Annotated in this window: 18 protein-coding genes and 2 pseudogenes; 10 read left to right on the forward strand and 10 right to left on the reverse strand. The window is 71.8% G+C overall.

Annotation, left to right across the window (positions count from 1 at the left end):
- Nucleotides 1–8: 8 nt before the first annotated feature.
- The gene (locus ABGA99_RS34565; RefSeq protein WP_347577804.1) at nt 9–572 is read right to left on the reverse strand and encodes an EF-hand domain-containing protein; all 564 of its coding nucleotides are present in this window, start codon (nt 570–572) and stop codon (nt 9–11) included.
- 214 nt (nt 573–786) lie between these two features.
- Here ABGA99_RS34565 and ABGA99_RS34570 point away from each other — a divergent pair.
- From ABGA99_RS34570 to ABGA99_RS34585, 4 genes and pseudogenes are all read left to right on the forward strand, one after another.
- A pseudogene (locus ABGA99_RS34570) lies at nt 787–1,398 on the forward strand (peptidoglycan recognition family protein); the annotation flags it as partial.
- 248 nt (nt 1,399–1,646) lie between these two features.
- Complete coding sequence (locus ABGA99_RS34575) at nt 1,647–2,129, forward strand: SRPBCC domain-containing protein (RefSeq protein WP_347577803.1); 483 nt, start codon at nt 1,647–1,649, stop codon at nt 2,127–2,129.
- Between the two features lie 782 nt (nt 2,130–2,911).
- Entirely contained in the window at nt 2,912–3,259 is a 348-nt protein-coding gene (locus ABGA99_RS34580; RefSeq protein ID WP_347577802.1) for a peptidase inhibitor family I36 protein, read from the forward strand.
- Between the two features lie 172 nt (nt 3,260–3,431).
- On the forward strand, nt 3,432–4,193 hold the full coding sequence (locus ABGA99_RS34585) for a hypothetical protein (RefSeq protein ID WP_347577801.1): 762 nt from the start codon (nt 3,432–3,434) through the stop codon (nt 4,191–4,193).
- Nucleotides 4,194–4,207: 14 nt separating this feature from the next.
- On the opposite strand, the gene ABGA99_RS34590 is transcribed toward ABGA99_RS34585, so the two are convergent.
- The 3 genes from ABGA99_RS34590 to ABGA99_RS34600 all read right to left on the reverse strand — a co-directional run bounded on the left by ABGA99_RS34590 (nt 4,208) and on the right by ABGA99_RS34600 (nt 7,938).
- On the reverse strand, nt 4,208–5,179 hold the full coding sequence (locus ABGA99_RS34590) for a DUF6454 family protein (protein WP_347584179.1): 972 nt from the start codon (nt 5,177–5,179) through the stop codon (nt 4,208–4,210).
- A 264-nt stretch (nt 5,180–5,443) separates the two neighbouring features.
- A complete protein-coding gene (locus ABGA99_RS34595; protein WP_347577799.1) occupies nt 5,444–6,760 on the reverse strand; it encodes a hypothetical protein in 1,317 nt (438 codons plus the stop codon).
- Nucleotides 6,761–6,933: 173 nt separating this feature from the next.
- A complete protein-coding gene (locus ABGA99_RS34600; RefSeq protein ID WP_347577798.1) occupies nt 6,934–7,938 on the reverse strand; it encodes a multicopper oxidase domain-containing protein in 1,005 nt (334 codons plus the stop codon).
- Nucleotides 7,939–8,223: 285 nt separating this feature from the next.
- Here ABGA99_RS34600 and ABGA99_RS34605 point away from each other — a divergent pair, with 285 nt between their 5' ends.
- From ABGA99_RS34605 to ABGA99_RS34615, 3 genes are all read left to right on the forward strand, one after another.
- Nucleotides 8,224–10,572, forward strand: a complete 2,349-nt coding sequence (locus ABGA99_RS34605; RefSeq protein WP_347584180.1) for a ThuA domain-containing protein — start codon at nt 8,224–8,226, stop codon at nt 10,570–10,572.
- Nucleotides 10,569–12,500, forward strand: coding sequence for a family 16 glycoside hydrolase (locus ABGA99_RS34610; protein WP_347577796.1), 1,932 nt, complete (start codon nt 10,569–10,571; stop codon nt 12,498–12,500). The genes ABGA99_RS34605 and ABGA99_RS34610 overlap by 4 nt, the downstream gene beginning before the upstream one ends.
- 208 nt (nt 12,501–12,708) lie before the next feature.
- Complete coding sequence (locus tag ABGA99_RS34615; RefSeq protein WP_347584181.1) at nt 12,709–13,626, forward strand: NADP-dependent oxidoreductase; 918 nt, start codon at nt 12,709–12,711, stop codon at nt 13,624–13,626.
- Nucleotides 13,627–13,680: 54 nt separating this feature from the next.
- Here ABGA99_RS34615 and ABGA99_RS34620 read toward each other — a convergent pair whose 3' ends face one another.
- Complete coding sequence (locus ABGA99_RS34620; RefSeq protein WP_347584182.1) at nt 13,681–14,754, reverse strand: DMT family transporter; 1,074 nt, start codon at nt 14,752–14,754, stop codon at nt 13,681–13,683.
- A gap of 136 nt (nt 14,755–14,890) precedes the next feature.
- Between ABGA99_RS34620 and ABGA99_RS34625 the strand changes: the two genes are divergently transcribed.
- Both ABGA99_RS34625 and ABGA99_RS34630 read left to right on the forward strand, forming a co-directional pair.
- A complete protein-coding gene (locus tag ABGA99_RS34625; protein WP_347584183.1) occupies nt 14,891–15,496 on the forward strand; it encodes a hypothetical protein in 606 nt (201 codons plus the stop codon).
- Nucleotides 15,497–15,567: 71 nt separating this feature from the next.
- Complete coding sequence (locus tag ABGA99_RS34630) at nt 15,568–16,101, forward strand: DinB family protein (RefSeq protein ID WP_347577793.1); 534 nt, start codon at nt 15,568–15,570, stop codon at nt 16,099–16,101.
- Nucleotides 16,102–16,215: 114 nt separating this feature from the next.
- On the opposite strand, the gene ABGA99_RS34635 is transcribed toward ABGA99_RS34630, so the two are convergent.
- The 5 genes from ABGA99_RS34635 to ABGA99_RS34655 are packed head-to-tail and all read right to left on the reverse strand — an operon-like array spanning nt 16,216 to nt 24,077.
- Nucleotides 16,216–17,436 carry an MFS transporter gene (locus ABGA99_RS34635; protein ID WP_347577792.1) on the reverse strand — a complete coding sequence of 407 codons (1,221 nt, stop codon included), beginning with the start codon at nt 17,434–17,436 and terminating at the stop codon, nt 16,216–16,218.
- Nucleotides 17,433–18,149, reverse strand: coding sequence for a respiratory nitrate reductase subunit gamma (narI, locus tag ABGA99_RS34640; protein WP_347584184.1), 717 nt, complete (start codon nt 18,147–18,149; stop codon nt 17,433–17,435). Before narI ends, ABGA99_RS34635 begins: the two co-directional genes overlap by 4 nt.
- Entirely contained in the window at nt 18,146–18,757 is a 612-nt protein-coding gene (gene narJ / locus ABGA99_RS34645; RefSeq protein ID WP_347584185.1) for a nitrate reductase molybdenum cofactor assembly chaperone, read from the reverse strand. The genes narI and narJ overlap by 4 nt, the downstream gene beginning before the upstream one ends.
- On the reverse strand, nt 18,754–20,373 hold the full coding sequence (gene narH / locus ABGA99_RS34650; RefSeq protein ID WP_347584186.1) for a nitrate reductase subunit beta: 1,620 nt from the start codon (nt 20,371–20,373) through the stop codon (nt 18,754–18,756). Before narH ends, narJ begins: the two co-directional genes overlap by 4 nt.
- The gene (locus ABGA99_RS34655; RefSeq protein WP_347577788.1) at nt 20,373–24,077 is read right to left on the reverse strand and encodes a nitrate reductase subunit alpha; all 3,705 of its coding nucleotides are present in this window, start codon (nt 24,075–24,077) and stop codon (nt 20,373–20,375) included. Before ABGA99_RS34655 ends, narH begins: the two co-directional genes overlap by 1 nt.
- A 324-nt stretch (nt 24,078–24,401) precedes the next feature.
- Between ABGA99_RS34655 and ABGA99_RS34660 the strand changes: the two are divergent.
- Nucleotides 24,402–24,612 (forward strand): annotated as a pseudogene (locus ABGA99_RS34660) (sugar ABC transporter substrate-binding protein); the annotation flags it as partial.

Genomic DNA, 24,612 nt, shown 5'->3' on the forward strand with positions numbered 1-24,612 from the left:
GGCGGCTGTCAGACGGGGTCGAGTGGGCCCAGGAGCCAGCTTCCGGCCGAGGCGGGGTCGTCGTCGAAGTAGTAGTCCCTGATGGCCGCGAGCAGGTCGGCGGTGGTGAGGCGGCCGTCCCCGTCGGTGTCCAGCCGGCGGAAGACCTCGCGCGCGTCGTGCGCCGGGAGGTTCATCAGGGCGCCACTCCAGCGCACGTGCTCCTCGCTGTCGAGCATGCCGTCGCCGTCCTCGTCGGCGATCGCCATGATCGCCTCCAGGAACTCCCCGTACCCCGCGGCGAAGTCGTCCGGTGTCTCCAGCAGCCCGGCGGCGAACGCCGCCGCGTACTCGGCCTGGTCGACCCGTCCGTCCCCGTCCGCGTCCGCGGCCCGTACGAGCCGCTCCCACACTCCGAGGCACAGCTCCTCCAGCCGGCGCCGCGCCGGCGAGTCGGGGCCGTGGCCGAACTCCTCGCCCAGCCGCCGGGCGGCGCGCTCGAAGTCCGCGCGGTCGACATAGCCGTCGCCGTCCGTGTCGTACGTGCGGAAGCGCCTTGCGAGCTTCCGCGCCAGGAACGCCGATACCTCCACGAGCCGTCCTCTCCACAGGAGTTGCCGCCGTGCACGACGCTACGGCCGGCCCACCGGGGCGCACAGGGGCGCCAGGACGGGCGCACGGTGGCCCGGAGGCGGATGGGGAGCCGACCCCTTTACGGAGAGTGATGAGAGATTTACGATGAGTGCGTGACGGCGCCAAGGCCGGCGCGGACCGACGTCACCAGCCAGGAAACGGGGGGTTGCTCGCATGGCCGAACCACTGTCCGCCGCCGTCGTGCTGCGCGCGCTGAAGCGCGAAGGGCTGACGATCGTCGAGCACGGCGAATGGCGCACGCACAATCGCAACCACATGGGCCCGTGGGGCCCGGTGCACGGAGTCGTCGTCCACCACACGGCCACGTCCGGCACGGACGACAGCGTCCGCCTCTGCTACCGGGGCCGGCCCGACCTGCCGGGCCCCCTCTGCCACGGCGTCATCGACAAGAGCGGCCGGGTCCACCTCGTCGGCCACGGCCGGTCGAACCACGCGGGACTGGGCGACGACGAGGTGCTGCGCGCGGTGATCGCCGAGCGGTACGGCGAACGTCCCCCGTCGCCCAACGAGCAGAACACGGACGGCAACGCGAGGTTCTACGGCTTCGAGTGCATCAACCGCGGCGACGGCGAGGACCCGTGGCCCGACGAGCAGTTGGAGGCCGTCGAACGGGCCTCGGCGGCGCTGTGCCGGGCGCACGGGTGGCAGGCGAAGTCGGTGATCGGCCACAAGGAGTGGACGAACCAGAAGAGCGACCCGCGGGGCTTCAGCCTGCCGGGGATGCGCGAGCGCATCGCGAAGCGCCTGGCGGGCAAGCCGGAAGGCGAGCCCCGGACCCCACCGGAGCCACCGGACCCCCCGGAACCCCCGAGCCCCGCATCCTGACCGGAGCCCGCCGAGCCCGATCGCCGCGTGCCCGATCCGCAGGGACAGCCCGGCCGGCCGTGAACCGGACCCGGCTGCCCCGGCCCCTCCGACCCCTTCCGCCATCCGGTCCCGTCCCCCGGGAAGCCTCACCGCGCCGCGCCGGTTGGATCTGGCAGCAAGTCCGCCGGCCACCCAGCGGAGGCACCGTGACCGCATCGCCCGCCGACTCCACCGCGCCGCTCGTCGTCCGGGACCTGCCCGCGCCGCCCCCGCTGGTCCACCGGGCGTGGACCGACGCGGACCTGCTGGCGCGGTGGATCGGTCCGCGGGGGTACACCGTTCCGCGCGACAGCGTCACCGTCGAGCCGTACGTCGGAGGGCGCTTCGACTACTGCATGGTCGACGCGGCCGAAGACACCCACGACGCCACGACCGACCGCAGCCGCCACTGGCTCCGCAACCACATCACCGAACTCGCCGCCCCCCGCCTCCTCGTCCTCACCTCCGCCCCCATGCCGGAGTACGGCACGCCCGACCCCGTCACCACCCGCATCCACCTGACCCGGGCCCCGTCCGGCACCCGCCTGACGTTCACGCGCCCCTACCCACCCGGCCGCCGCCCCACGGCCCGCGCCACCTGGACCACGTCGTTCGACAACCTCGAAGCACTCCTGCGCACCCTCACCTGACCCGGGCCCCGGCGGGCCCCACCGTCAGCAGGTGCGGCGCCACGGAGCCGCTGCGACCGCTCTACGTCGACCACTACGTCCTCTGCTACGCCACCGGCCTCGCCCTCCTCGCCGGGGCGGCGCTCGACGCGGCGTTACGCGCCGGGATGCACGCCCCGGCGAGGGCCCGCCGCCCCGCCACCGAAACCGCCGCCCCGGCAGGGGGCTTCGGTCCGCGCGCCCGCCGTCGACTCCCGCACCCTGTACGGCGGGGAGCTGCCCGGCGGGCACCTTGGCCCCCCGGCTACTCGCCGCGGACCGGATCGTCGTGCTGCGCGACCCCCCGGCCCGGCCTCCGGACGCCGAGCCTGGCGAGGCGGTCAAACGCGCCGCGCTGCGCGCGCACTTCGAGGTGTGCGAGTTCCGGAGCGTCCGGGCCGCGCGCCTCTCCCCCTACGCGCGGTCCGGGCTCTGCAGCAGCGGCCCCGCATCGGCGTCCGCGCCGGAGGAGGGCGTCGCCCGTCGCGTAGCGGCGGGAGGTACGCATTGGCAGTATCGAAGCGCGCCCCCGAATTGCCTATTAAGGCAAGAGGATTGAACTCACGGGTTCCTTGGCGGCGCAGCGTCCTCACAATTGCCCCAATAGGCAATACTTGCACGCCTTGACGCTCTGATTTGCGCAGCCTAGGGTGGCTTTTGATCGCGTCGCCTGAATTGTTGGGCATCACTCATCCCTGCGAGAGAGACGGAATTCTCTGATGCGTAAGTTAGCTGTGTCTGTCAGCGCGGCAATCCTGTGCGCCGTGGGCGCGTTCGGCGTCGCTCCTACCGCGGCCGCCGACGATTCTGGCGCCCAGGCTTGTCGCAAGACGGCGATTCTCTGGGAGCACGACCACTTTCAGGGTAAGCTGAGGGGATTCTGCTCCAGCGACTCGAACTTCGCCAACAATGTTTGGAAGGGCACCAGTAAGAAGATGGACGACGAGGCGAGTTCCGCGAGGAACGACCTCGGTAAGAAGGTTCATCTTTGGGAGCACAAGAATCACGACGGTGACAAGACGACGCTCTACCCGAATGGCGACCGGGCCCCCGACCTCAAGAACAATAAGGTCGGGAACGACCGGGCGAGCAGTATCAGTGTTGTCCGTTGACGAGTGAGCTGGGCGGACTGGGCCTCCGGGTGCTGGTCCGCCCAGCTTCTGTCCTGGTGGACAACCACTCTGTGCACTGCCTGGAAGAGGAAATGTGTCACGTCGGCGAGTAGTGTTTGCGGTTACGCTCACGTGCGTAACCGCGTGCGCATCAACCCCCTCAGAAGACTACTTGGAACCCAGCCGGCAAGTCGAGAAGCTGATCCTGCCCATAGACGAATATGTAACTTCTCGTGCGGAAGATGCCGTGGCAAGTAACGCCACTGAGATTCTCATGCGTGAGTGCATGGGAAAAAAAGGATATGACTGGGCTGTCATCGACTGGCCTACAGACGTTCAGGCGCTGCTGAATCGTCGGCGTTACGGCCTCATCGAGGCGGATGTGGCAGAGCGGCTCGGGTATCATACGCCGGACGACTTCGTGGTGCCGGAAACAGAAGCCGGAAATAGAGATCTGGAGCGGGAGAACAGCCTGCCCGCAGTGGAGTTGCGCGCTGCCTACGGCCAGGGAACGGGATGTGCCAATCAGGCAGGCGAACAACTCTGGGGTGGTCCGCCTCCGGAGTTGGACATCCTCAATGACATGGATTCGGCGAGTCTGCGTAAATCTAGAGCAGACGACGGGGTCGCCCGTGCACTGCGTGGGTGGAAGCAGTGCATGAAGCGGGAGGGATTCCACTACAGCAGCCCCTCCGCAGCTTCAGGTGATCCGGCCTGGCCGGACGGTGATCAGCCGTCCGACCGGGAGGTCGAGGTGGCCGTAACCGATGTGGGATGCAAGCACAAGACCCGCCTCGCCGAAGTCTGGTTCGCGGCGGAGAAGAAGACACAACTCAGGATGATCGAAGGGAACCGTAAGTACTTCGACCGCCTGAAGGCCGCCAAGGACAGGTACCTGGGTAATGCCCGCCGGGTCATCGCCAGTGACCGATGAGCGGCGCGGACTCCTCAGTCAGTCGTGCCCGTCTCGTAGACCAGCAGCTCCGTGCCCGCCGGGGAGGCGCCGTCGTCGGGCGCCGCCCACATGCGCAGTCCTGCGCCGCGCAGCGCCTCCAGCAGCACGGGGTTGCGGGTCGCGACGTGCCCGCCGGTCGACCAGAGCTGCACCGGCACCTCGTGCTCGATGTCGAACGTGCGCAGGTCGACGGTCGCGATGCCGCCCAGCTCGAAGTCCGCGCCGGAGGCGTTCTTGAAGCCGGTGACGCCGGTGCAGAGCATCTTGCGCGAGTCGGCGTACGCGCAGTCCTGGTAGTCGACGAAGTGGCTCTGGTTGGTCCGCCGTTGCATCTGGTGGCCGTGCCGGTCCCAGGTGTAGAGGGTCCGTGAGCCCCACGAGACGCCGTGCACCTTGCCGGTGCGCGGCTCGGGCACCACGCCGCCGACGTGGTCGTCGACCCGGAACTCCTCGGTCACCTCCAGGGTGCGGACGTCGACGCGGTAGACGACCGCGGCGCTGTTCGGCCGGTACTCGGCGACCGGGACCCAGACCGAGCGGCCGTCGGTGTCGATGCCGCCGGGGTGGTACATGTCGCCCTCGCCCAGGGTGATGTCCTCCAGCAGCCTGCCCTTCACGTCGAGGACGAAGAGGTGGCCGACGCCGCGGCCGGGGCTGCGGTCGTAGCCGTCGACGGGCTCCGGGTAGCGCACGGGCGGCTCGATGACCTCGACGCTGGAGAGGAACAGCCGGTCGCCGACGCGGGTCAGGCCCTGCGGGTGGTACGTCTCGAAGTCCAGCGGCAGCTTCTCGACCAGCTCCCACCTGCTGTTGCGGTCCAGCTTCGCGACGGCCTCGACGACGGGGGCGTCGCGCTCGGTCCCGTGGTCGCCGCCGGGCCGGGCGGCGGGGGCGGCGGAGGCGGCGACGGTGCCGAGCAGGGCCGCGGCCAGGGCAGTGACGCCGAGCGTTCTGACGTACCTCATGTGGATCGATCCTCTCCCTCGCGGGCCGGCCCGGCCGGCGGGGTGCTCCCCGCGGCGGCCGCCGGCCGGCGCCCGATGATGGCGAGGCCATCCTGCCCGTACGTGGCGGCGAGGCAAGCCCGCGGCGAACAGCGGGACACGGCGCCGGAACACCGCGCCGCCGCGGGGAGGGACGGCGGCGCGGTGCGGGGACACGGCGACGGGACACCGCGCCGTCCGCGATGCCCCGCCGCCGCGATCGGGACCCCCCGTCCCAGCCGGCCGTCAGCCCGCCATGCCCAGCACCGTCAGCGAGTACGGGGTGAAGCCCAGTTCCATCGTCCGTGTCACCTCGAACCCGTCCCGGGCCACCTCCGCTTCGATCAGCGAACCGGTGAACGGATCCGTGACGTACACCGACTCCTCGCCCGGCGCCAGCGCCGCCTGGTTCTTCGTCCAGTCCTCCGAGACCTCGAACGGCTCGGTCACCTTCGAGGAGCCGACGACCTTCGCGCCCTTCGGGTCGACCCCGTGCAGCGCGCCGTCCGCGGTGAGCGCGAGGCCCTGGTCCCAGTACGGGTCCCAGGTGAACGCGGCGCGCGCGGCGGGCAGGTCGACGCGGCGCATCGTGCGCTCGCCGAGGTCCAGCGCGGCCATCGCCTCGTCGCCGAAGGTGCCGAGGACCGCGTCGCCGCTGTGCCCGGCGAAGGAGCTGACGCGCTCCTCCCCGCCGCTGCCCGCCGGGTTGGGGATCTTGTCGGCGGTCCACTCGCCGCGGTCGCCGCGCTCCAGCACCAGCACGCCGTCCAGACAGCCGAAGAGCAGCAGACCGTCGCCGACGGCGTGTTCGCCGTGCAGCTCGGGGCAGTCGCGGAAGGCGGCGAGCTCGCGGTTGTGCGCGTCGTGGACCCGTACGCCGACCGGGAGGTCCTCCTCGGTCTTCCCGGGGATGGTGACGGCCATCTCGCCGTTCTCCAGGGTCACCGCGACGCCGTGGTGCGGGCCCTCCGCCTTCAGCTCGCGCTCGGGTGCCGTGCTCGCGTCCTCCGCGCCGACGTGCAGCACCTGGGCCGTGCCCGTGCCGTCGTCGAAGACCGTGACGTGCTCGCCGTGCGGCACGGCGTGCGAGGGGTACTCGCCCTTCAGGCTGCCCAGGACGCGGGGGCGTTCGTGGTGCGCGTCCTGGTGGCCGCCGTGGTCCTCCCAGCGGATGCCGGCGTCCAGGAGGTGGGTGACGCCCTGCTCGCCCTGGGGCAGCAGGACGTGGGTGTCGTCCTCGGTCCGTACGGGCCGGGACTGGCCCTCGACGCGCAGCGTACGCACCGTGCCGCCGTCGGCGAGGCCGATGACGCGGACGGCGCCGGAGCCCTGCTCGGTGACGACGGCGCGCAGCTCGGGAGCGCCGTGCGCGGTCTTCTCCGCGGGCCAGCCGGAGCGGTCGGCACGGGCCTTTTCGCCGCCGGCCGCATCCGACTCGCGGCCGGCGCCGGGCTTTCCGCCGCCCGGGTCGTCGTCGTTCTCCGCACACCCGCCGGCCAGCACGAGGGCTATCGCCGCCACGCCGACGGCGAGCGTCTTCCTTGTTTTCGTAATGACAATCATTTTCAGGATGATAGCAGGAGTGTGCGCGGGCGTCTGCCGCCGGGGGTGCGCGGGCATGCGAAAGCCGGCGGCCCCACCCAGCGGGGCCGCCGGCCGGTCTCGCGGCTCGGCGCGTGCCGTGGCTCAGCGCGCGCCGTGGCGCGACGCGCGGAGTGGTGCGGTGTGCGCGGTGCTCAGTTCGTGTCGTGGCTGCCGTGGGCGGGTGCGTCGCGGGTGGGCTTCATCGCCTCCGCGTTGTGCGTCCCGGCCACCGTGCCGTTGGGGTTCGTCACCACCAGCAGGCCCGCCATGCCCATGTCCGCGTGGCTCTGGACGTGACAGTGGTACATCCACCGCCCCGAGCCGACCAGTTCGCCCGCGATGAACTGGAAGCCGAACGAGTCGCCCGGTCCGCATATCTTGTTGTCGATGATCGGCGTCGGATCGTCCACGCTGGTCAGCATGCCCGTACGGTTGTCCGCCCAGCGATGGCCGTGCAGATGGAACGTGTGGTAGAACTCGCCGTGCGTGATCATGATGATCTCGCACCGCTCGCCGAGCGTGGCGGTGAAGTCGGGCCCGTGACCGGTGACGTTGTTGATCGTGTTGTCGTTGAAGACGATCACGAACTGCTTGTCGGGCAGCTTGTCGCCGCGCCGGCGGACGATCAGCCCGCCGTACAGCCCGCGCTTGACGCCGCCGGATCCGTGCGGGGTGCCGACCGCGTGGTCGTGGTAGTTCCAGTAGCCCGCGCTGCCCGGCTGGATGGTGCCGTCGCGGCGGGTGCCCGGGGTGTGCGAGTGCCAGACGTAGTCGCGCGAACCGCCCGGCGGCACCGCGCTGTTCGTCATCGGCGTGCCGTCGTTGTCGATGTCGTAGTCGACGCCGTGGACGTGCAGGCTGGCCTCGACGTCGAGGTTGTTGACCAGCTTGATCATCAAGCTGTCGCCCTCGTACATCTCCAGCAGCGGGCCGGGGATGGAGGGCTTGCCGGGTTCCAGGCCGTAGCCGAGCTGGCCGTCCGGCATGGCCTCGGCGTACATGGTGATCCGTTTGATCTCGCCGAGAGGCTGGGGTTGGGGTTTGTCGTCCGACGCGGTGACCGTCGCTCCCGAGGTGGACAGGGCGACCGGGGTCGCCAGTGCGGCCGCGGCCGCACCGCTGGTGAAGGACCTTCTGGAAAAGACATTGCGCGGCATGGTGGCCCCCGCCTTCTCGCGCGTTTGTGACTCGTCCCTGACAGCCGCTCATGGTAAGGGCTTGCGGAAGCTTTGCCCATCCTCAGGACAAAGTTCGAACCGAATCCGGCTGTAGGCATTGGCAGTTCGCGAAAAGGGGTCTAACTTCCTACGGCGGCGCAGCTATCCCGCAGCATCCCGGGACGAGGTGGGAGGACCATGCGACGCAGGGGAAACGCCCTACGCTGGGCGGCCGGCGCATCGGCGGTGGCCATGGCGGCAACGCTCCTGGCAGGAGCCGAGGCCATGGCAGGACCGTCGGACGGCGGACCGCTGGCGGCCGGCAAGCCGCCGGGCAAGGCGGCCGCCTCGGTGCTCGTGTTCTACCGGGTCGACGGCGATCAACACGCCGTGACCCGGGCGGGCATCGAGGCCATCGAGGCGATCGGTGCCCAGGGGCCCGAGACGTTCACGGTGACCGCGACCGACGAGGTCACGGCGTTCACCGACAAGAACCTGGCCAAGTACAACGCCGTCGTCTTCCTGTCACCGGGCAGCGACCGGCTCAACACCATGCAGGAGCAGTCGTTCCAGCGCTACGTCAAGGCGGGCGGCGGGTTCCTCGGCATCCATGACGCGGCCCGCTCCGAGCCGGAGTCCGACTGGTTCACGGGCCTGATCGGCAGCCGCCCGGCCGGCACCTCCGGCGGCGCGCAGGAGGCCGTCGTCGAGGTCGGCGACCGGCTGAACCCGGCCACCGAGGAGCTGCCGCTGGAGTGGAAGCGCAGCGACGTGTGGACCAACTGGGAGACCAATCCCTCCGGCAGCGTCCACACCGTCGCCAGGGTCAGGGAGAACACGTACCAGCCGGGCTCGACGGCCAACGGCTGGGACCACCCGATCTCCTGGTGCCGCGACTACGACGGCGGCCGCTCGTTCTACACCGGCATGGGCGGCACCGCCGCCGGCTTCGCCGAGGAGAACTTCCGGTCGCACCTGCGCGGCGCCCTGCTGTGGACCACGCGCCAGGCGCGCGCGGACTGCCAGGCGAGCATCACCGCCAACTACGAGGCGACGCGGCTGACCCAGCCGAACCAGGCGAACCAGCTCGACCAGATCGGCGAGCCGCACGGCATCGACATCGCCGACGACGGCAAGGTCTACTACATCGGCCGCGGCGGCCGCTGGTCCGGCGCCCCCGTCAACGTCGACTGGAACAGCCCGGAGATGGGCAAGGGCCCCGGCACGATCCACATGTGGGACCCGGAGACCCAGAAGGTGACCGCGGTCGGCACGCTCGACGTCTTCGGCAACAAGGGCGGCGGCGACGAGCTGGTCAAGGTCGAGGAGGGCCTGCTCGGCATCGCCCTCGACCAGGACTTCGCCACCAACGGCTACGTGTACCTGCACTACACGCCGCACTCCGGCGTCGACCGTGCCGCGCACATGGCCGAGCGGCGGGTCTCCCGCTTCACCATCGACCGGGAGACGCAGAAGCTCGACACCGCCTCCGAGAAGGTCGTGCTGTCCTGGCCCGTGCAGGTGCACAGCTGCTGCCACGCGGGCGGCGACATGGAGTGGGACTCCAAGGGCAACCTGTACATCGCCACCGGTGACACCAACTCCTCGCGGTTCAGCGACGGCTACTCGGGCAACAACCCGGAGCCCAACTTCGGCGGCGTGTCCTTCGCCGACGCCCGCCGCACCGCGGGCAACACCAACAACCTCAACGGGAAGATCCTGCGGATCCACCCCGAGGACGACGGCACGTACACCATCCCCGAGGGCAACCTCTTCACCGGCGACGAGGGCGACGGCGACCAGGCCAGGCCCGAGATCTACGTGATGGGCGTGCGCAACCCGTCCCGCATCGAGATCGACGAGAGCGACCGGCTGTACGCGGGCTGGGTCGGTCCGGACGCCGGCTCGCCCAGCACCACCTGGGGCCCGGCCAAGTACGACACGTTCGCCGTCATCACCAGCGCGGGCAACCAGGGCTGGCCGTACTGCATGGGCAACTCGCAGCCGTACCGCGACCGCAACCTGCCCGACCCGACGCAGCCGCTCGGCTGGTACGACTGCGACAACATCAAGAACACCTCGCCCAACAACGACGGCCTGACGGACCTCCCGCCGGTCCGTGACAACAACATCTGGTACTCGCCCCAGGGCGGCGGCCCCGACTACCCGCGCAACGCGGACGGGGTCCCCAGCTACCACATCGACGAGGCGCAGTACCGGCTGCCGTGGCTCAAGGGCGGCGGCCAGGCGGCCATGACGGGCCCCGTCTACCGCTACGACGCCTCCTCCGCCAGCGACGTGAAGTGGCCGGAGTACTGGGACGAGAAGTGGTTCGTCGGCGACTTCTACGACGGGGACCAGCCGCGGCACGCCGTGGTCATGGACCCGGACAACGCCGGTGACGGCGGGCTGCCGGTGCACGCCGAGTCGCTCGACAAGATCATCCCGGTCGGCAACGGCGGCATCCGCAACCTGATGGACTGGAAGTTCGGCCCCGACGGCGCGCTCTACGTGCTCGACTACGGCCGCGGCTTCTTCAACGCCGACTCGGCGTCCGCCCTGTGGCGGGTGACGTACAAGGGCGGGCCGGCGACGCCGCTGCCCGGGGACCTGATCGCAAGGGGGAGTCAATGAGATCCGGAGCTCTGACCGCGGGTGGACTGCGGCGGGCGCTGATCACTCTGGTGGCGGTCTGCCTGGCGCTGCTCGCGCCGGGCGGCCTGCCCGCCGCGGACGCGGCGGCGCCCGACGAGCCCAGGGCGGCGCAGACGCTGACCTGGACCGCGGGCGACAGCATCACCGAGTACACGTCGGCGCCCACGACGGCGGTGGCGGGGGAGACGACCATCGTCTTCGAGAACAGCGCCGCCACCGGCAACACCACCGGCATGCCGCACACGCTGACGTTCGACACGTTCACCGACGGCTACAACAAGGACGTCAGCCTCAACCTGCAGGCGTCCCCGAACGACCAGAACAGCGGCAAGTGGCAGGCGACGGTCAACCTCTCGCCGGGCAAGTACCGCTACTTCTGCGCGATTCCCGGCCACGGCTCGATGGCCGGCGAGCTGATCGTCACGGACGGCGGCGGTGAGGACACCACGGCGCCCGAGGCGGCGGCCGAGGTCCAGGGCGAGCAGGACGCGAACGGTGCCTACCTGGGCAGCGCGACGGTCGAGCTGTCCGCCACCGACGACATGTCGGGGGTCGACCGCATCGACTTCGCCCTGGACGGGGCCACGGACTGGACCGCGTACGAAGCGCCGATCGTGGCCAACACCCTCGGTGAGCACACCGTCAGATTCCGCGCCACCGACAAGGCGGGCAACACCTCCGAGGAGCAGTCGGTGACCTTCACGGTCGTCGAGGCGAACGACACGACGCCGCCCACGGTCACCGCCTCCCTCAGCGGCGAGCAGAACGACGACGGCGCGTATCTCGACATGGCCATGGTCACGCTGAAGGGGGCGGACACCGGCGGCTCCGGGCTCGACAAGGTCGAGTACTCGGTGGGCGGCAGCGCCTTCCAGACGTACACCGAGATGCTGCACGTCCACACCGTCGGCGAGCACACCGTCAGTTACCGGGCCACCGACAGGGCGGGCAACTCCTCCGAGGTCGGGACGGTCACCTTCACGATCGTCGAGAAGTACCCCAACCCCGACCCGGACTGCCCGGAGCTGGACTCCCGTCCCCTCGTCTTCATCGGCCAGTACGACACCCACGTGCCCAACCGCGTCACCGCGAACGGCTGCACGATCAACGAGGTGATCGAGGACGAGAAGGCGTGGCCGAAGCAGAAGGCGTTCCTGGACCACGTCCGGGACGTCACCGACGAGCTGTACGCCGACGCCGTGATCAACGGCGAGGAGCGCCAGACGATCCGCGACACCGCGAGGGCGTCGGGGATCGGCAAGCCGGGCCAGAACGAGGGCTACACGCCGCTCTTCACCGGCACGGAGAACTCCTTCTCCAAGTGGCAGCAGGTCGGCGGCGGCAGCTTCCACCTCAACGAGGACGGCTCGATGACGAGCGGGACGACCGTCAACGGGATGGGCATGCTGTGGTACCCGCAGGCCCAGTACGGAGACTTCTCGCTCAAGCTGCAGTGGCGCGACGACGCGCCGGGCAGCGGACGCACCAACTCCGGTGTCTTCGTCCGCTTCCCGGACGTGCGCGACCACCCGGACGAGTCGCGGCCCGAGTGGGTGGCGATCAAGTACGGGCACGAGGTGCAGGTCTTCGACTCGGAGACCGGCGATCAGTACAAGACCGGCTCGGTCTACGGCTTCGACCAGGTGAACCACGGCGCGGCCGGGGTGACCCCGAAGGGCACGTGGAACGACTACGAGATCCGGGTGGTGGGCCAGAAGTACTCGATCTACCGCAACGGCGTGCTCCTCAACGAGTTCGAGAACGCGCCGGGGCAGCTCTTCTCGCCGCCGCGCGGCGACGACCCGGGCACGGACGGCCGCCAGCACGCGCAGGGCTACATCGGCCTGCAGGTGCACGGCACGACGGACGTGGTCTCGTACCGCGACATCCGGATCAAGCCGCTGTGACGTATACGGTCGGCTGAACCGGATCGGGTCCCGGTGGGGGGCGGTGGCACACACCGCCCCCCATCAGGCGTTCCGGGGGGTGTACCAACGGGCGCGGGGGCCGAAACGCCTGTTCGCCACGGGATCGAAAGCGCGCCGGTGCGCGGACCTCGGTGGGATAGTCGGTCCGTTCGGTGTCCACGGTCCCGAAGGAAGGTGATGGCCCGTGGTGTTCGCCATGGGATTCTCCGCATACGGCGGCCCCGAGGTGCTTCGCCCCCTCGACGTCGAGGTGCCGGCGCCGGCCGCCGGCGAGGTCCGTGTCCGCGTCCGGTGCGCGGGGGTCAACCCGCTGGACTGGAAGCTGCGCGGCGGACAGACGGCGGCGTTCCGGCCGCTGGCCTTCCCGTACGTGCCGGGGCTGGAGGCGGCGGGCGTCGTCGAGTCCGTGGGCGAGGGCGCGGGGCAGTGGCGGGTGGGCGACGAGGTGCTGGGGCCGGTGGCCGCGGGGTACGCGGTCCAGACACTGGCCCGCGCGGACCGGCTGGTCGCCAAGCCGCCGGGGCTGCCGTGGGAGCTGGCGGGCGGGCTGCCGGTGGCGGCGGAGACCGCGTACCGGACGCAGACGGCGCTGCGTTTGGCGAAGGACGACACGCTGCTCGTGCACGGCGCGGCGGGCGGGGTGGGCAGTCTGGCGGTGCAGTTCGCGGTCTCGGCGGGGGTGCGGGTGATCGGCACCGCGAGCCCCGCCAACCACGATTACCTGCGCTCGCTGGGCGCCGAACCGGTCGCGTACGGGGAGGGCGTGGGCGCGCGGGTACGGGAACTGGCGCCGGACGTCGACGCGGTGCTGGACGCCGCGGGCCGCGGCGTGCTGGCGGAGTCGGTGGACCTGGCGGGCGGTCCTGCCCGGGTCCTGACGATCGCGGACGCGGCGGGCGCGCAGACGCTGGGCGTACGGTTCTCGCGCCAGACGGAGGGCGACGACCAGCATGTGGCGGGGATCGAACGCGCGCTGGCGCTGTACCGCGACGGCAGACTGCACCTGCCGGTGTGGCGGGCCCTGCCCCTGACGGAGGCGGCGGACGCCCACCGGGCGAGCGAGGGGGGCCACTTGCGGGGCAAGATCGTGCTGGTGGCGGACTAGCGACCGGCGGTCGGCGGCGGGCTCGGCCCGGGGCCCCGGGCCGACGCGGGCGGATCAGCGGGCCAGGCCGAAGGTTCCGGCCGGGGACGGTGCGGGGTGGCGGCGCCGACCGGATGTCCTGGCCGCCGCCTTGGCGGCCGGGCACGGCCGTGCCGACGGGACGGCGGCCGGGACGGGAGCCCCCGTCGGCTCCGGGGCCGCCACCGGGCCCGGGAGCGCCGCTGCGCTCCGGGCTGCTGCCGCCGCTCGGGCCGGGATGCCCGTCCGCGCCGGAACGGCCACCGGAATCGGCGCCGGTGTCGCGTCGGGCCGTGACAGCAGGACTACGCCCCGGGTGGCCAGGGCCGTTGCCGCCAGGGCCACCGCCGGCCCCAGCGCGCCGCCGCTCAGCCGCTCGCCGAGCAGCGTCAGGCCCACCGCCGCGGAGACCGCCGGGTTGACCAGGGTCACCGTGGCCAGCGGGGCGCCCAGGCCGCCGCGGTAGGCCGCCTGCGAGAGCATCAGGCCGGTGGGAGCAAGCGCCGCCACCACGAGGCCCGTCAGCACCGTGAAGGCGTCCGGGGCGGGGCGTACCGCGATCGTCTGGGTCAGCACCGAGCCCGCGCCGAAGGCGATGCCCGCGGCCGTGGCGTACGCGATCCCGGCAGCCCGCGGCCCCGACCGGCGGGCCGCCGCGCCCAGCGCGGCCAGTGCCGCCGCGGTGGCCGCGACCGTGCCGAGGACCTGCGCCGGGGTGAGCACCTCGATGTGCCCGCCGCCGCGCACCAGCAGCAGCACCCCCGCAAGACCCGCCAGCGTCAGCGCCGCGCCCCGCCACCGCACCGCGCCGACCGCCCGCCCGGTGGCCGCCGCCTGCAGCGGCAGCGCGAGGACCAGCGTGAGGGCGCCCAGCGGCTGTATCAGGGTCAGCGGCCCGTACCGCAGCGCGAGCACGTGCAGCGCCGCGCCCGCGGCGTTCAGCCCGACCGACAGCCACCACGAGCCGCGCGTGAGCGCAGCCCATACCCCCGCGTCCGACTCCCGGCCGGCCCCCGCGACCCGCTCCTGCAGCACGGCGGCCCCCGCGTACGCGGCGGCGGACGCGAGGGCCAGCACCAGTGCTGTCGCGAGGCCGTTCATGCCGTTCATGTCCCCTCCGGTGGTCGAGCCCGTCCCCCGACGGTACGAAGCGTTGCGGTCAGATTCCGTCCGCAAGCCGTCGCTGCCGTCGTGTGTGTGGACTGCCCGCGGCGCCGGAACTCATCGAAGGGGAATCATGGGCACCGTGGCCTCCCTCCTGTACGACGACTCCGTTCCGCCGCCCGGCCCCGTGCAGTTCCAGCTCGTCCTGCTGCGCCGCATGCAGGACTTCCAGCCGGCCCTGGTCGCCGACGCGCTGCGCGCCCTCGGCGTGCCCCGCACCGCGATGCGCGAGGCCAACCGCCGCTGGCAGGGCCGGCTCCGCGCCCGCGGCGGCCGGGCCGCCGGCGCCGCGCGGGCCCGGGACTTCGCCGCGCTCCTCGGGCCGGCGGCGTCGGTGACGCGGCGGGCGCACGGTGACATGACGCTGGACGTGCACGTGTGGCCGGTGCCGCTCTGGCCGGACCTGCGGTTCGAGGCGACCTGCGGCGTGGGCGGCGTGGTGCTCAACGCCTGGCTCGTACGGGCGCCGGAGGCGGCGGGCCCCGCGCTGCGCACGCTCGCCGATCTGGCGCCGTGGGGCTGCACCGTCGACGAGGTGGCGCGGGCGTTCCCGCCCGCGGCCCCGCGTGAGGGCTCGGCCGCCCCTCGTTTCGCGCTGGCGTTCACCGCGCCGGACGAGGCGGGCGAACCGCGTGCGTGCACGGCCGAGTTCGCCTGGGGACTGGTGCAGCGGTGGACCGTCGGTTAAGCAGTGCTTACCGGACCTTTCAACGAATTCTCGCTGGTGCTGCACAGTCTTCCGCGGGGAGACTGGGCGGCATGATCACACCCGACACCAAGGACTGGACCTGGGTCCTGGAACGCCCCTGCCCCGAGTGCGGCTTCGCGGCGGCGGAGACCCGCCCGCAGGACGTCTCCGGGCTGATGCGGAAGTGCGCCGTGCGCTGGGTGCAGGTCCTGGGCGACGAGCCGGAGAGGCTGCGGGCGCGGCCGCGGCCGGAGGTGTGGTCGGCGCTGGAGTACGCGTGCCACGTGCGCGACGTGTTCCGGCTGGGGGACGAGAGGGTGCGCCGGATGCTCACCGAGGACGGCCCGCGGCTCGCCAACTGGGATCAGGACGAGACGGCGGTGGAGGACCGGTACGGGGAGCAGGACCCGCTGCGGGTGGCGGCGGAGCTGTCGGCGTGGGGCGAGACGCTGGCCGAGCACCTGGACGAGGTCGGCGAGGGGGAGTGGCAGCGCCCGGGGTTCCGCAGCGACGGCGCGGCGTTCACCGTCGACACGTTCGCGCGCTACTTCGTGCACGACGTGTTCCATCACCTGTACGACGTGGGCGCCCCGCTGGACCGCTGAGCGGCTCCGCCGAGGCCCCGCGCGGGGGCGGGGGAGGGGTCTCACCGGGGGGCCCGCCCCCGGAACCCCCTTCGCGGCAGGGCGCCCCGGATCCCACAATCCCGGCGGGCCGGTTCATCCCCTGGCCCGGCCCGCCGTTCTCATCCGCCCGAAGGCGTACACGCAGCCCGCCAGCGCCAGGTCGGACAGCAGCATGAAGCCGATCGAGTACGAGTCCTTCGCGCTGAAGATCGCCCCCATCACCAGCGGCGGCACGAACCCCCCGAGACCGCCCATCGCGCCCACGATGCCCGTCACGCTGCCCACCTGCGACTGCGGTGTGACCTGCGCGACCAGGGCGAAGACCGCGCCGCTCGCCGCGCCCAGGCCGGCGGCCATCGCCAGCAGGCAGATCGTGCCCAGCGGGTTCAGCTCCGGGTCGAAGGCCTGCACCACCGCGAAGAGCCCGACGAGGCCCAGCGACCACGCCGTCACCACCGCCGGGTGGACGCGGTCCGAGAGCCAGCCGCCGAACGGCCGGAAGAGGACCGTCACCAGCGAGAAGCCCGCGGCCTTGGTGCCGGCGTCGGTGGCGCCCAGGTCGTACCAGGTCTTCAGGTACGTCGGCAGGTAGACGCCGAACGCGACGATGCCGCCGAAGCCGATCGCGTACAGCGCCGACAGCTCCCACGTCACCCGCAGCCGCGCCGCCTCCCGCAGCCGGCTGCCCAGCGGGGTCGTCGGCACCGGGCGCCCGGGGCGGTCGCGCAGCGTCAGCCAGGACAGCACGGCGTACGCCGCGAGGGCGACGGCCAGGACCACGAACGGCAGGTGGTGGCCGTGGTCGTAGATCCGCGGGGTGACATAGCCGGACAGGGCCACGCCGCCCATGCCCATGCCGAAGACGCCGATGGCGAAGCCGCGTCCGGCCGGCGGGAACCAGGAGTTGACGTGGGGAACGCCGATCGCGAACGTCGTGCCGCCGACGCCCAGCAGGAAGCCGACCAGCAGCAGCGCCGCGTACGACTCCTTCGCCGGGATCAGCAGCAGCACCGGCACGACGGTCAGCGCCGAGGTCAGCGGGAACATCACCCGCGCGCCGAACCGGTCGGTCAGCGCGCCGACCGGGATCCGGCCCACCGAGCCCACGATCACCGGCACGGCGACCATCAGCGACTGCTCGAACGAGCTGATGCCCAGGTCGTCGCCGAGCGGCCCGGCGATCGGCGCGATCAGGTTCCAGGCCCAGAACGTCAGCGTGAAGCCGAGGGTGGCGACGACGAGGTTGGCGTACGCGGCGCGCGACGGCTGCTCCGCCGCCCCGGCGGCCGGCTTCCGCGCTGCCGGTGCGTTCACTCGGCGCGTTCCCAGCCGCGCCGTGCGGCCCGCGCCGCGAGCTGCCGCGGTTCGCGGCTGCGGTAGACGAGGTACGGGCGGAAGAGGTACTGCACGGGCGCGCTGAGCATGTGCACGAGCCGCGTGAACGGCACCAGCGCGAGGAGCGCGAGCCCGACGAGGATGTGGATCTGGTAGGTCGCCGGCACCCCGTCCATCCGCGCGCCGTCCGGCCGCAGCGTGAAGATGCCGCGTGCCCAGGGCGCGATGGTCGCGCGGTAGTCGTAGCCCTCGCCGCCGGCGTGGCCGAGCTTGGCCCACATCCCGAGGACGATGGCCGCCAGCAGCACCAGGTACATGAGCTTGTCGTTGGCCGTCGTCGCGCGGAAGACCGCACCCGTCGTGCGCCTGCGGTAGATCAGCAGCACGATCCCGGCGACGGTCAGCAGCCCGGCGGCGGTGCCGGTGCAGAGGGACAGCAGGTGGTACGCGTGGTCGCTGATGCCCAGGTCCGAGGTCCACGAGTCGGGGATGAACAGGCCCACCAGATGACCGGCGAGGACGAAGAGGATGCCGTAGTGGAACATCGGCGAGGCGATGTTCAGCAGCCGCGACTCGTACAGCTCGGAGGAGCGGGTCGTCCAGCCGAACCTGTCGTAGCGGTAGCGCCAGGCCGTCCCGGAGAGGAAGAGCACGATCACGACGTACGGCAGGACGTTCCACAGCGTGCTCACGACCGGCCTCCCGGGGCGTCGACGAGGGGCAGCAGCCCGTACGGGAGCTGCCCGTACGGCTCCAGGCCGACGTCCTCGCGCGGCGGTCCGGAGCGGGCCAGCGCCAGGGCGGCGGCGCGGTCCTTCGGCGAGGGGCCGGGCAGCGTGGCGCAGACGGCGGTGAGCACGGTGGCGTACGGGGTGCCGTGCTCGGCGAGCGACAGCCGCAGCAGCTCGACGGCCGGGCGGTGCGCCCGGAGCAGCCCGTCGTCGCCGGTGGCGGCGGTGAACTCCAGCACGGCGGGCAGGAAGTCGGGCAGCTCCTCGTCGGTGAGGTCCATGCCGTACGCCCGGTAGGTCTCCTTGAAGCGGACCATCGCCATGCCGCGGCGGCGGGTGTCGCCGTCGGTCCACCAGGTCAGGTACAGGCAGCGGCGCGCCTTGAAGTCGAAGACCTCGACGTAGTGCGCGGCCAGCGCCGCGGGATCGGTGCGCGCGGCGTGGTCGAGGAAGCCGTGCAGCGCGTGCCCGCCGGGCAGCGCACGGCGCAGCAGCGGCAGGGCGGCGTGGAACTCCTCGTCCGGATAGCCGAGGCAGCGGGCGGCGACCTGCCGTACGACGGCACTCACGCCTCCCCCCTCTCCGCGGTCTCCCCGGCGCCCCCCGGACGGTCGGCTCTCTGGCGGCGGCGCAGCTTGTCGAAGCTGTCGACCGCCACCAGCGGCAGCGACCGCCGCCCGGACCCGGCGCCGACCGGGCCGGAGCCGCCCATGCCGGGGCCGCCCTCGAAGTCGAGGCTGCAGTCCTGCGGCAGCGCCGACTCCTCCAGTGCCCGGGCGTCGCCGACGGCGGCGGTGGGGATGACGTAGCGCTCGTCGTACTTCGCCACCGCCAGCAGCCGGTACATGTCCTCGATCTCCCGGCCCGTCATGCCGACGGCCGCCGCCGTATCGCCCGGCGGCTCGCCGAGGTTGACCGCGCGCATGTGGCCGCGCATCGCCGCCAGCTTCTCCAGCGACGCCCGCACCGGCGCGGTGTCCCCGGCCGTGAACAGCTCCGCCAGGTACTCCAGCGGGATGCGCAGCGCGTCGATGGCGCCGAAGAGGTTGCCCGTGTCCTCGCCGTCGAAGCCCGTCTCCGCCAGCGCCTCCACCACCGGGGACAGCGGCGGGATGTACCAGACCATCGGCATCGTCCGGTACTCCGGATGCAGCGGCAGCGCCACCCGGTACCGGCTGATCAGCGCGTGCACCGGCGAGCGCCGGGCCGCCTCGACCCAGTCGTACGGGATCCCCGCCGCCTCTGCCGCGCGCCGCACCTCCGGGTCCTCCGGGTCGAGGAAGACGCCGAGCTGCGCCTCGTACAGGTCCGTGTCCTCCGGCACCGACGCGGCTTCCAGCACCCGGTCCGCGTCGTACAGCACCACGCCGAGGTACCGCAGCCGCCCCACGCAGGTCTCCGAGCACACCGTGGGCAGCCCGACCTCCAGCCGCGGGTAGCACATGGTGCACTTCTCGGCCTTGCCGGTGCGGTGGTTGAAGTAGACCTTCTTGTACGGGCAGCCGGTCACGCACATCCGCCAGCCGCGGCAGCGGTCCTGGTCGACCAGGACGATCCCGTCCTCCGTGCGCTTGTACATCGCGCCCGACGGGCAACTGGCCACGCACGACGGGTTCAGGCAGTGCTCGCAGATCCGCGGCAGATAGAACATGAAGGTCTGCTCGAACTCGAACTTCACCTTCTCCGCGGCGCGCTGCCGGGTCCTGACCACCATCGGGTCCAGGTCGCCGTGCTCGGCGGTGCCGCCCAGGTTGTCGTCCCAGTTGGCGCTCCACTCGATCTTCATCGGCTTGCCGGTGAGGACGGAGCGCGGCTCGGCGACGGGAAAGTCGTCGCCCAGCGGCGCGTCGATCAGATTGCGGTATTCGTATGTCCAGGGTTCGTAGTAGTCCTTGATGACCGGCAGCACGGGGTTGGCGAAGATCGAGGCCAGCTTCCGGAACCGGCCGCCCGCCTTGAGCTTCAGCCGGCCGCGCCGGTTCAGCTCCCAGCCGCCGCGCCAGCGCTCCTGGTCCTCGTAGCGCCGCGGATAGCCCTGTCCCGGCCGGGTCTCGACGTTGTTGAACCAGACGTACTCGACGCCGCTCCTGTTCGTCCACGCCTGCTTGCAGGTCACCGAACAGGTGTGGCAGCCGATGCACTTGTCGAGGTTCATGACCATCGCGAGCTGCGCCATCACGCGCATCAGTACGTCACCTCCCCTTCGCGGCGCCGGATGACGGTCACCTCGTCGCGCTGGTTGCCGGTCGGGCCGAGGTAGTTGAACGCCCAGGAGAGCTGCGCGTAGCCGCCGATCAGATGGGTGGGCTTGAGGATCAGCCGGGTCAGCGAGTTGTGGATGCCGCCGCGGCGGCCGGTGGTCTCGGCCTTCGGCACGCCCACGGTGCGGTCCTGGGCGTGGTGCATGTAGACGGTGCCGCGCGGCATCCGGTGCGAGACGACCGCCCGCGCGGCGACCACGCCGTTGCGGTTGACGGCCTCGATCCAGTCGTTGTCGCGGACGCCGATGGCCGCCGCGTCCTCCTGCGACATCCAGACCGACTGGCCGCCGCGGGAGAGCGACAGCATGAACAGGTTGTCCTGGTACTCGGAGTGGATCGACCACTTGCTGTGCGGGGTCAGGTACCGCACGGTCACCTGGCGCTCTCCGCCGGGCCCCAGCTCCGGCTCGCCGAAGAGCCGGTGCATGTCCAGCGGCGGCCGGTAGCCCGGCAGCGCCTCGCCCAGCTCGTGCATCCAGTCGTGGTCGAGGAAGAAGTGCTGCCGCCCGGTCAGGGTGTGCCAGGGCTTGAGCTGCTCGGTGTTGAGGGTGAAGGCGGTGTAGCGGCGCCCGCCGGCCTCGCTGCCCGACCACTCCGGCGAGGTGATGACGGGCACGGGCGCCGCCTGCGTGTCCGCGTACGAGACGCGCCTGCCCTCCTGTTCGGCGGCCAGGTGCGCCATCTCCTGCCCGGTGCGCTCGGTCAGCGTGCGGAAGCCCTGCACGGCGAGCCGGCCGTTGGTGGTGCCGGAGAGCGCGAGGATCGCGTCCGCCCACTTGACCGCCGTGTCCAGCAGCGGCCGGCCGGCCGCGGGTCCGTCCGCGCGGGTGCCGCCGAGCGCGCCGAGCAGCTCGACCTCCCGGTCGGGCCGCAGCGCGATGCCCTTGGCGGGCAGGCCGAGGCGTTCGGCGAGCGGGCCGAGCGTGGTCATCTTGTCGGCGACGGCGCCGTAGTCCCGTTCCACGAGGGTCAGTTGCGGCATCGTCCGGCCCGGTACGGGCTCGCAGTCGCCGCGCCGCCAGTCGGCCGCCACGCCGCCGGGCTGCGCGATCTCGCCGGGGGTGTCGTGCTGGAGCGCGGTGGCGACGAGGTCGTGGCGGACGCCGAGGTGGTCGCGGGCCAGCTCGCTGAAGCGGCGGGCGATGGCCTGGAAGGCGTCGAAGTCGCTGCGCGCCTGCCACGGCGGGTCCACGGCGGGGGTGAAGGAGTGGACGTAGGGGTGCATGTCCGTGGAGGACAGGTCGTGTTTCTCGTACCAGGTGGCCGCCGGCAGCACCACGTCGGACAGCAGCGTCGAGGACGTCATCCGGAAGTCCAGCGACAGCAGCAGGTCGAGCTTGCCCTCGGGTGCCTCCTCCCGCCAGCGCACGTCGCGCGGGCGGACCTCCACCGGTGCCTCCGTCGCGCGCAGCGAGGAGTGGGTGCCGAGCAGGTGGCGCTGGAAGTACTCGGCGCCCTTGGCGGAGGAGCCGAGCAGGTTGGCGCGCCAGAGCGTGACGATACGCGGCCAGTTCTCCTCGGCGTCGGGGTCCTCACAGGCGAAGCCGAGCCGCCCGGCGCGCAGTTCGTCGACGGTGTACGCCACCGGGTCCTTGCCGGCGGCGTCCGCGTCCTCGGCGATGTCCAGCGGGTTGCGGTCGAAGGTCGGGTACGAGGGCATCCAGCCGGACCGCGCCGCGGCGGCCAGACAGTCCGCGCCGGTCATGCCCGCGAACGCGCCGCGGCCGAGCGGGGAGGCGAGGACGTCGGCGCGGAAGTGGTCGTAGCGCCACTGGTCGGTGTGGAGGAACCAGTACGCGGTGCCGATCATCTGCCGCGGCGGCCGGGACCAGTCGTTCGCCGAGGCCAGCGTCGCCCAGCCGGTCGACGGACGGCACTTCTCCTGCCCGACGTAGTGCGCCCAGCCGCCGCCGTTGACGCCCTGGCAGCCGGTGAGCTGGAGCAGGGCGAGGAAGGCGCGGTAGATGGTCTCGGAGTGGAACCAGTGGTTCGTGCCCGCGCCCATGAGGATCATGCACCGCCCGCGCGACGCCTCCGCGGTACGGGCGAACTCCCGGGCGATGCGCACGCACCGGGCGGCGGGCACCGAGGTGTGCACCTCCTGCCACGCCGGCGTCGCGGGCTGCCCGGCGTCCTCGTACCCCTCGGGCCACGTGCCCGGCAGCCCGGGGCGGGCGATGCCGTACTGGGCGAGCAGCAGGTCGAAGACCGTGGTGACCAGCCGTCCGCCGGGCAGCCGCAGCGCCGGTACGCCCCGGGCGACGGACTCGCCGCGGCCCTGGCCGTGTGCGCCGCCCTCGGTGTCGAAGCGCGGCAGCAGCACCTCGGCGGGCTCGGCGCCCGGCACCCCGGACATGGTCAGCCGGGGAACGGTTTCGCCGAGATCGAGGTTCCACTTGCCCTTGCCCGACTCGGTCCACCGGAAACCGAGCGAGCCGTTGGGCACGACCGTGTCGCCGGTGGTCTCGTCCACCACCACCGTCTGCCACTCCGCGCCCTCGGCCGCCGCCTCCGGACGGCCCGTCAGATCGGCCGCGCGCAGGAACTTGTCCGGCACGTGACCCCCGCCGCGCTGCCGGAGGGTGACGAGGAAGGGCAGGTCGGTGAAGCGGCGTACGTAGTCGGTGAAGTGGGGGACCTGCCTGTCGACGAAGCACTCCTTGAGGATCACGTGCCCCATCGCCATCGCGAGCGCGCCGTCGGTGCCGGGGTGCGGGTGCAGCCACTCGTCGGCGAACTTGGCGTTGTCGGCGTAGTCGGGGGCGACGACGACGACCTTCTGCCCGCGGTAGCGGGCCTCGGCCATCCAGTGGGCGTCCGGGGTGCGGGTCACGGGGACGTTGGAGCCCCACATGATGAGGTACGCCGCGTCCCACCAGTCGCCGGACTCGGGCACGTCGGTCTGGTCGCCGAAGACCTGCGGGGAGGCCACGGGCAGGTCGGCGTACCAGTCGTAGAAGGAGAGCATCGGGGCGCCGATGAGGGAGTGGAAGCGGGCCCCGGCGGCGTGCGAGACCATCGACATCGCGGGGATCGGGGAGAAGCCGGCGATACGGTCCGGGCCGTACCGCTTGATGGTGTGCACGTGCGCGGCGGCGACCAGTTCGACGGCCTCGTCCCAGGTGGCCCGGACGAACCCGCCCTTGCCGCGGGCGCTCTGGTAGCGGCGGCGGCGCTCGGGGTCGCCGGTGACCTCGGCCCACGCCAGCACCGGATCGCCCAGGCGCCGCCGCGCCTCGCGGTACTGCTCCAGCAAGACGCCGCGGACGTAGGGGTAGCGGACCCGGGTGGGGGAGTAGGTGTACCAGGAGAAGGCGGCGCCGCGCGGGCAGCCGCGCGGCTCGTACTCGGGGCGGTCGGGCCCGACCGAGGGGTAATCGGTCTCCTGGGTCTCCCAGGTGATGATCCCGTCTTTGACGTAGACCTTCCAGCGGCACGAACCGGTGCAGTTCACACCGTGCGTGGAGCGGACCACCTTGTCGTGGCTCCACCTGTCGCGGTAGAAGACGTCGCCCGCTCTGCCGCCCGTTTTCGTCACCGTACGTAGGTCCGGCGAGACCGTGCCGCGGGTGAACCAACGGCCCGTACGCAACAGCAGGTCGGTGGCGGCACCGTCGGTTCCGGCCACGGCTACCTCGGTTCTCGCGCGCTCTGCGGCGGTAGGGGACGGCTGACGGTGGCCACCCTGCCCGCGCCACACGATCAACGCTAAGGGCCGACCGGCCCGCGAACACGGCCGAGAGGCCCGTCCGGGTGACTACCGTGCGTAGCGGAGGAAAGCGAAACGGAAGCAGTCGGAAGCGCCTGATTGCAGCCAGGTCACGGCAGTGGCCTAGACCTGTTCGCGAGACGCGCCCGTCGGTAGGCTGACGCCCAGCGCACGCTGGATGATCTTCATCTGGTCGTAAACCAGCGCCGAGGACAAAGGGGTTCAACAGTGAGGACAGTACGGTTGATCAGTGCCGGCGCAGCGGCCTCTGCGCTGGTACTGGGGCTTGCGGCTTGCGGCGACGACGGGGGCAGCTCGGACGGTACGACCACCATCAAGTTGGTGGCGGCTGATTACGGGGACAAGGCGTCGAATGCGTCCAAGGTGTACTGGGACGATGTGGTGAAGCGGTTCGAGGCGAAGAACAAGGACATCAAGGTGGATGTCCAGGTCA

This window comes from Streptomyces sp. B5E4, assembly GCF_039871555.1.
Lineage (GTDB): Bacteria > Actinomycetota > Actinomycetes > Streptomycetales > Streptomycetaceae > Streptomyces.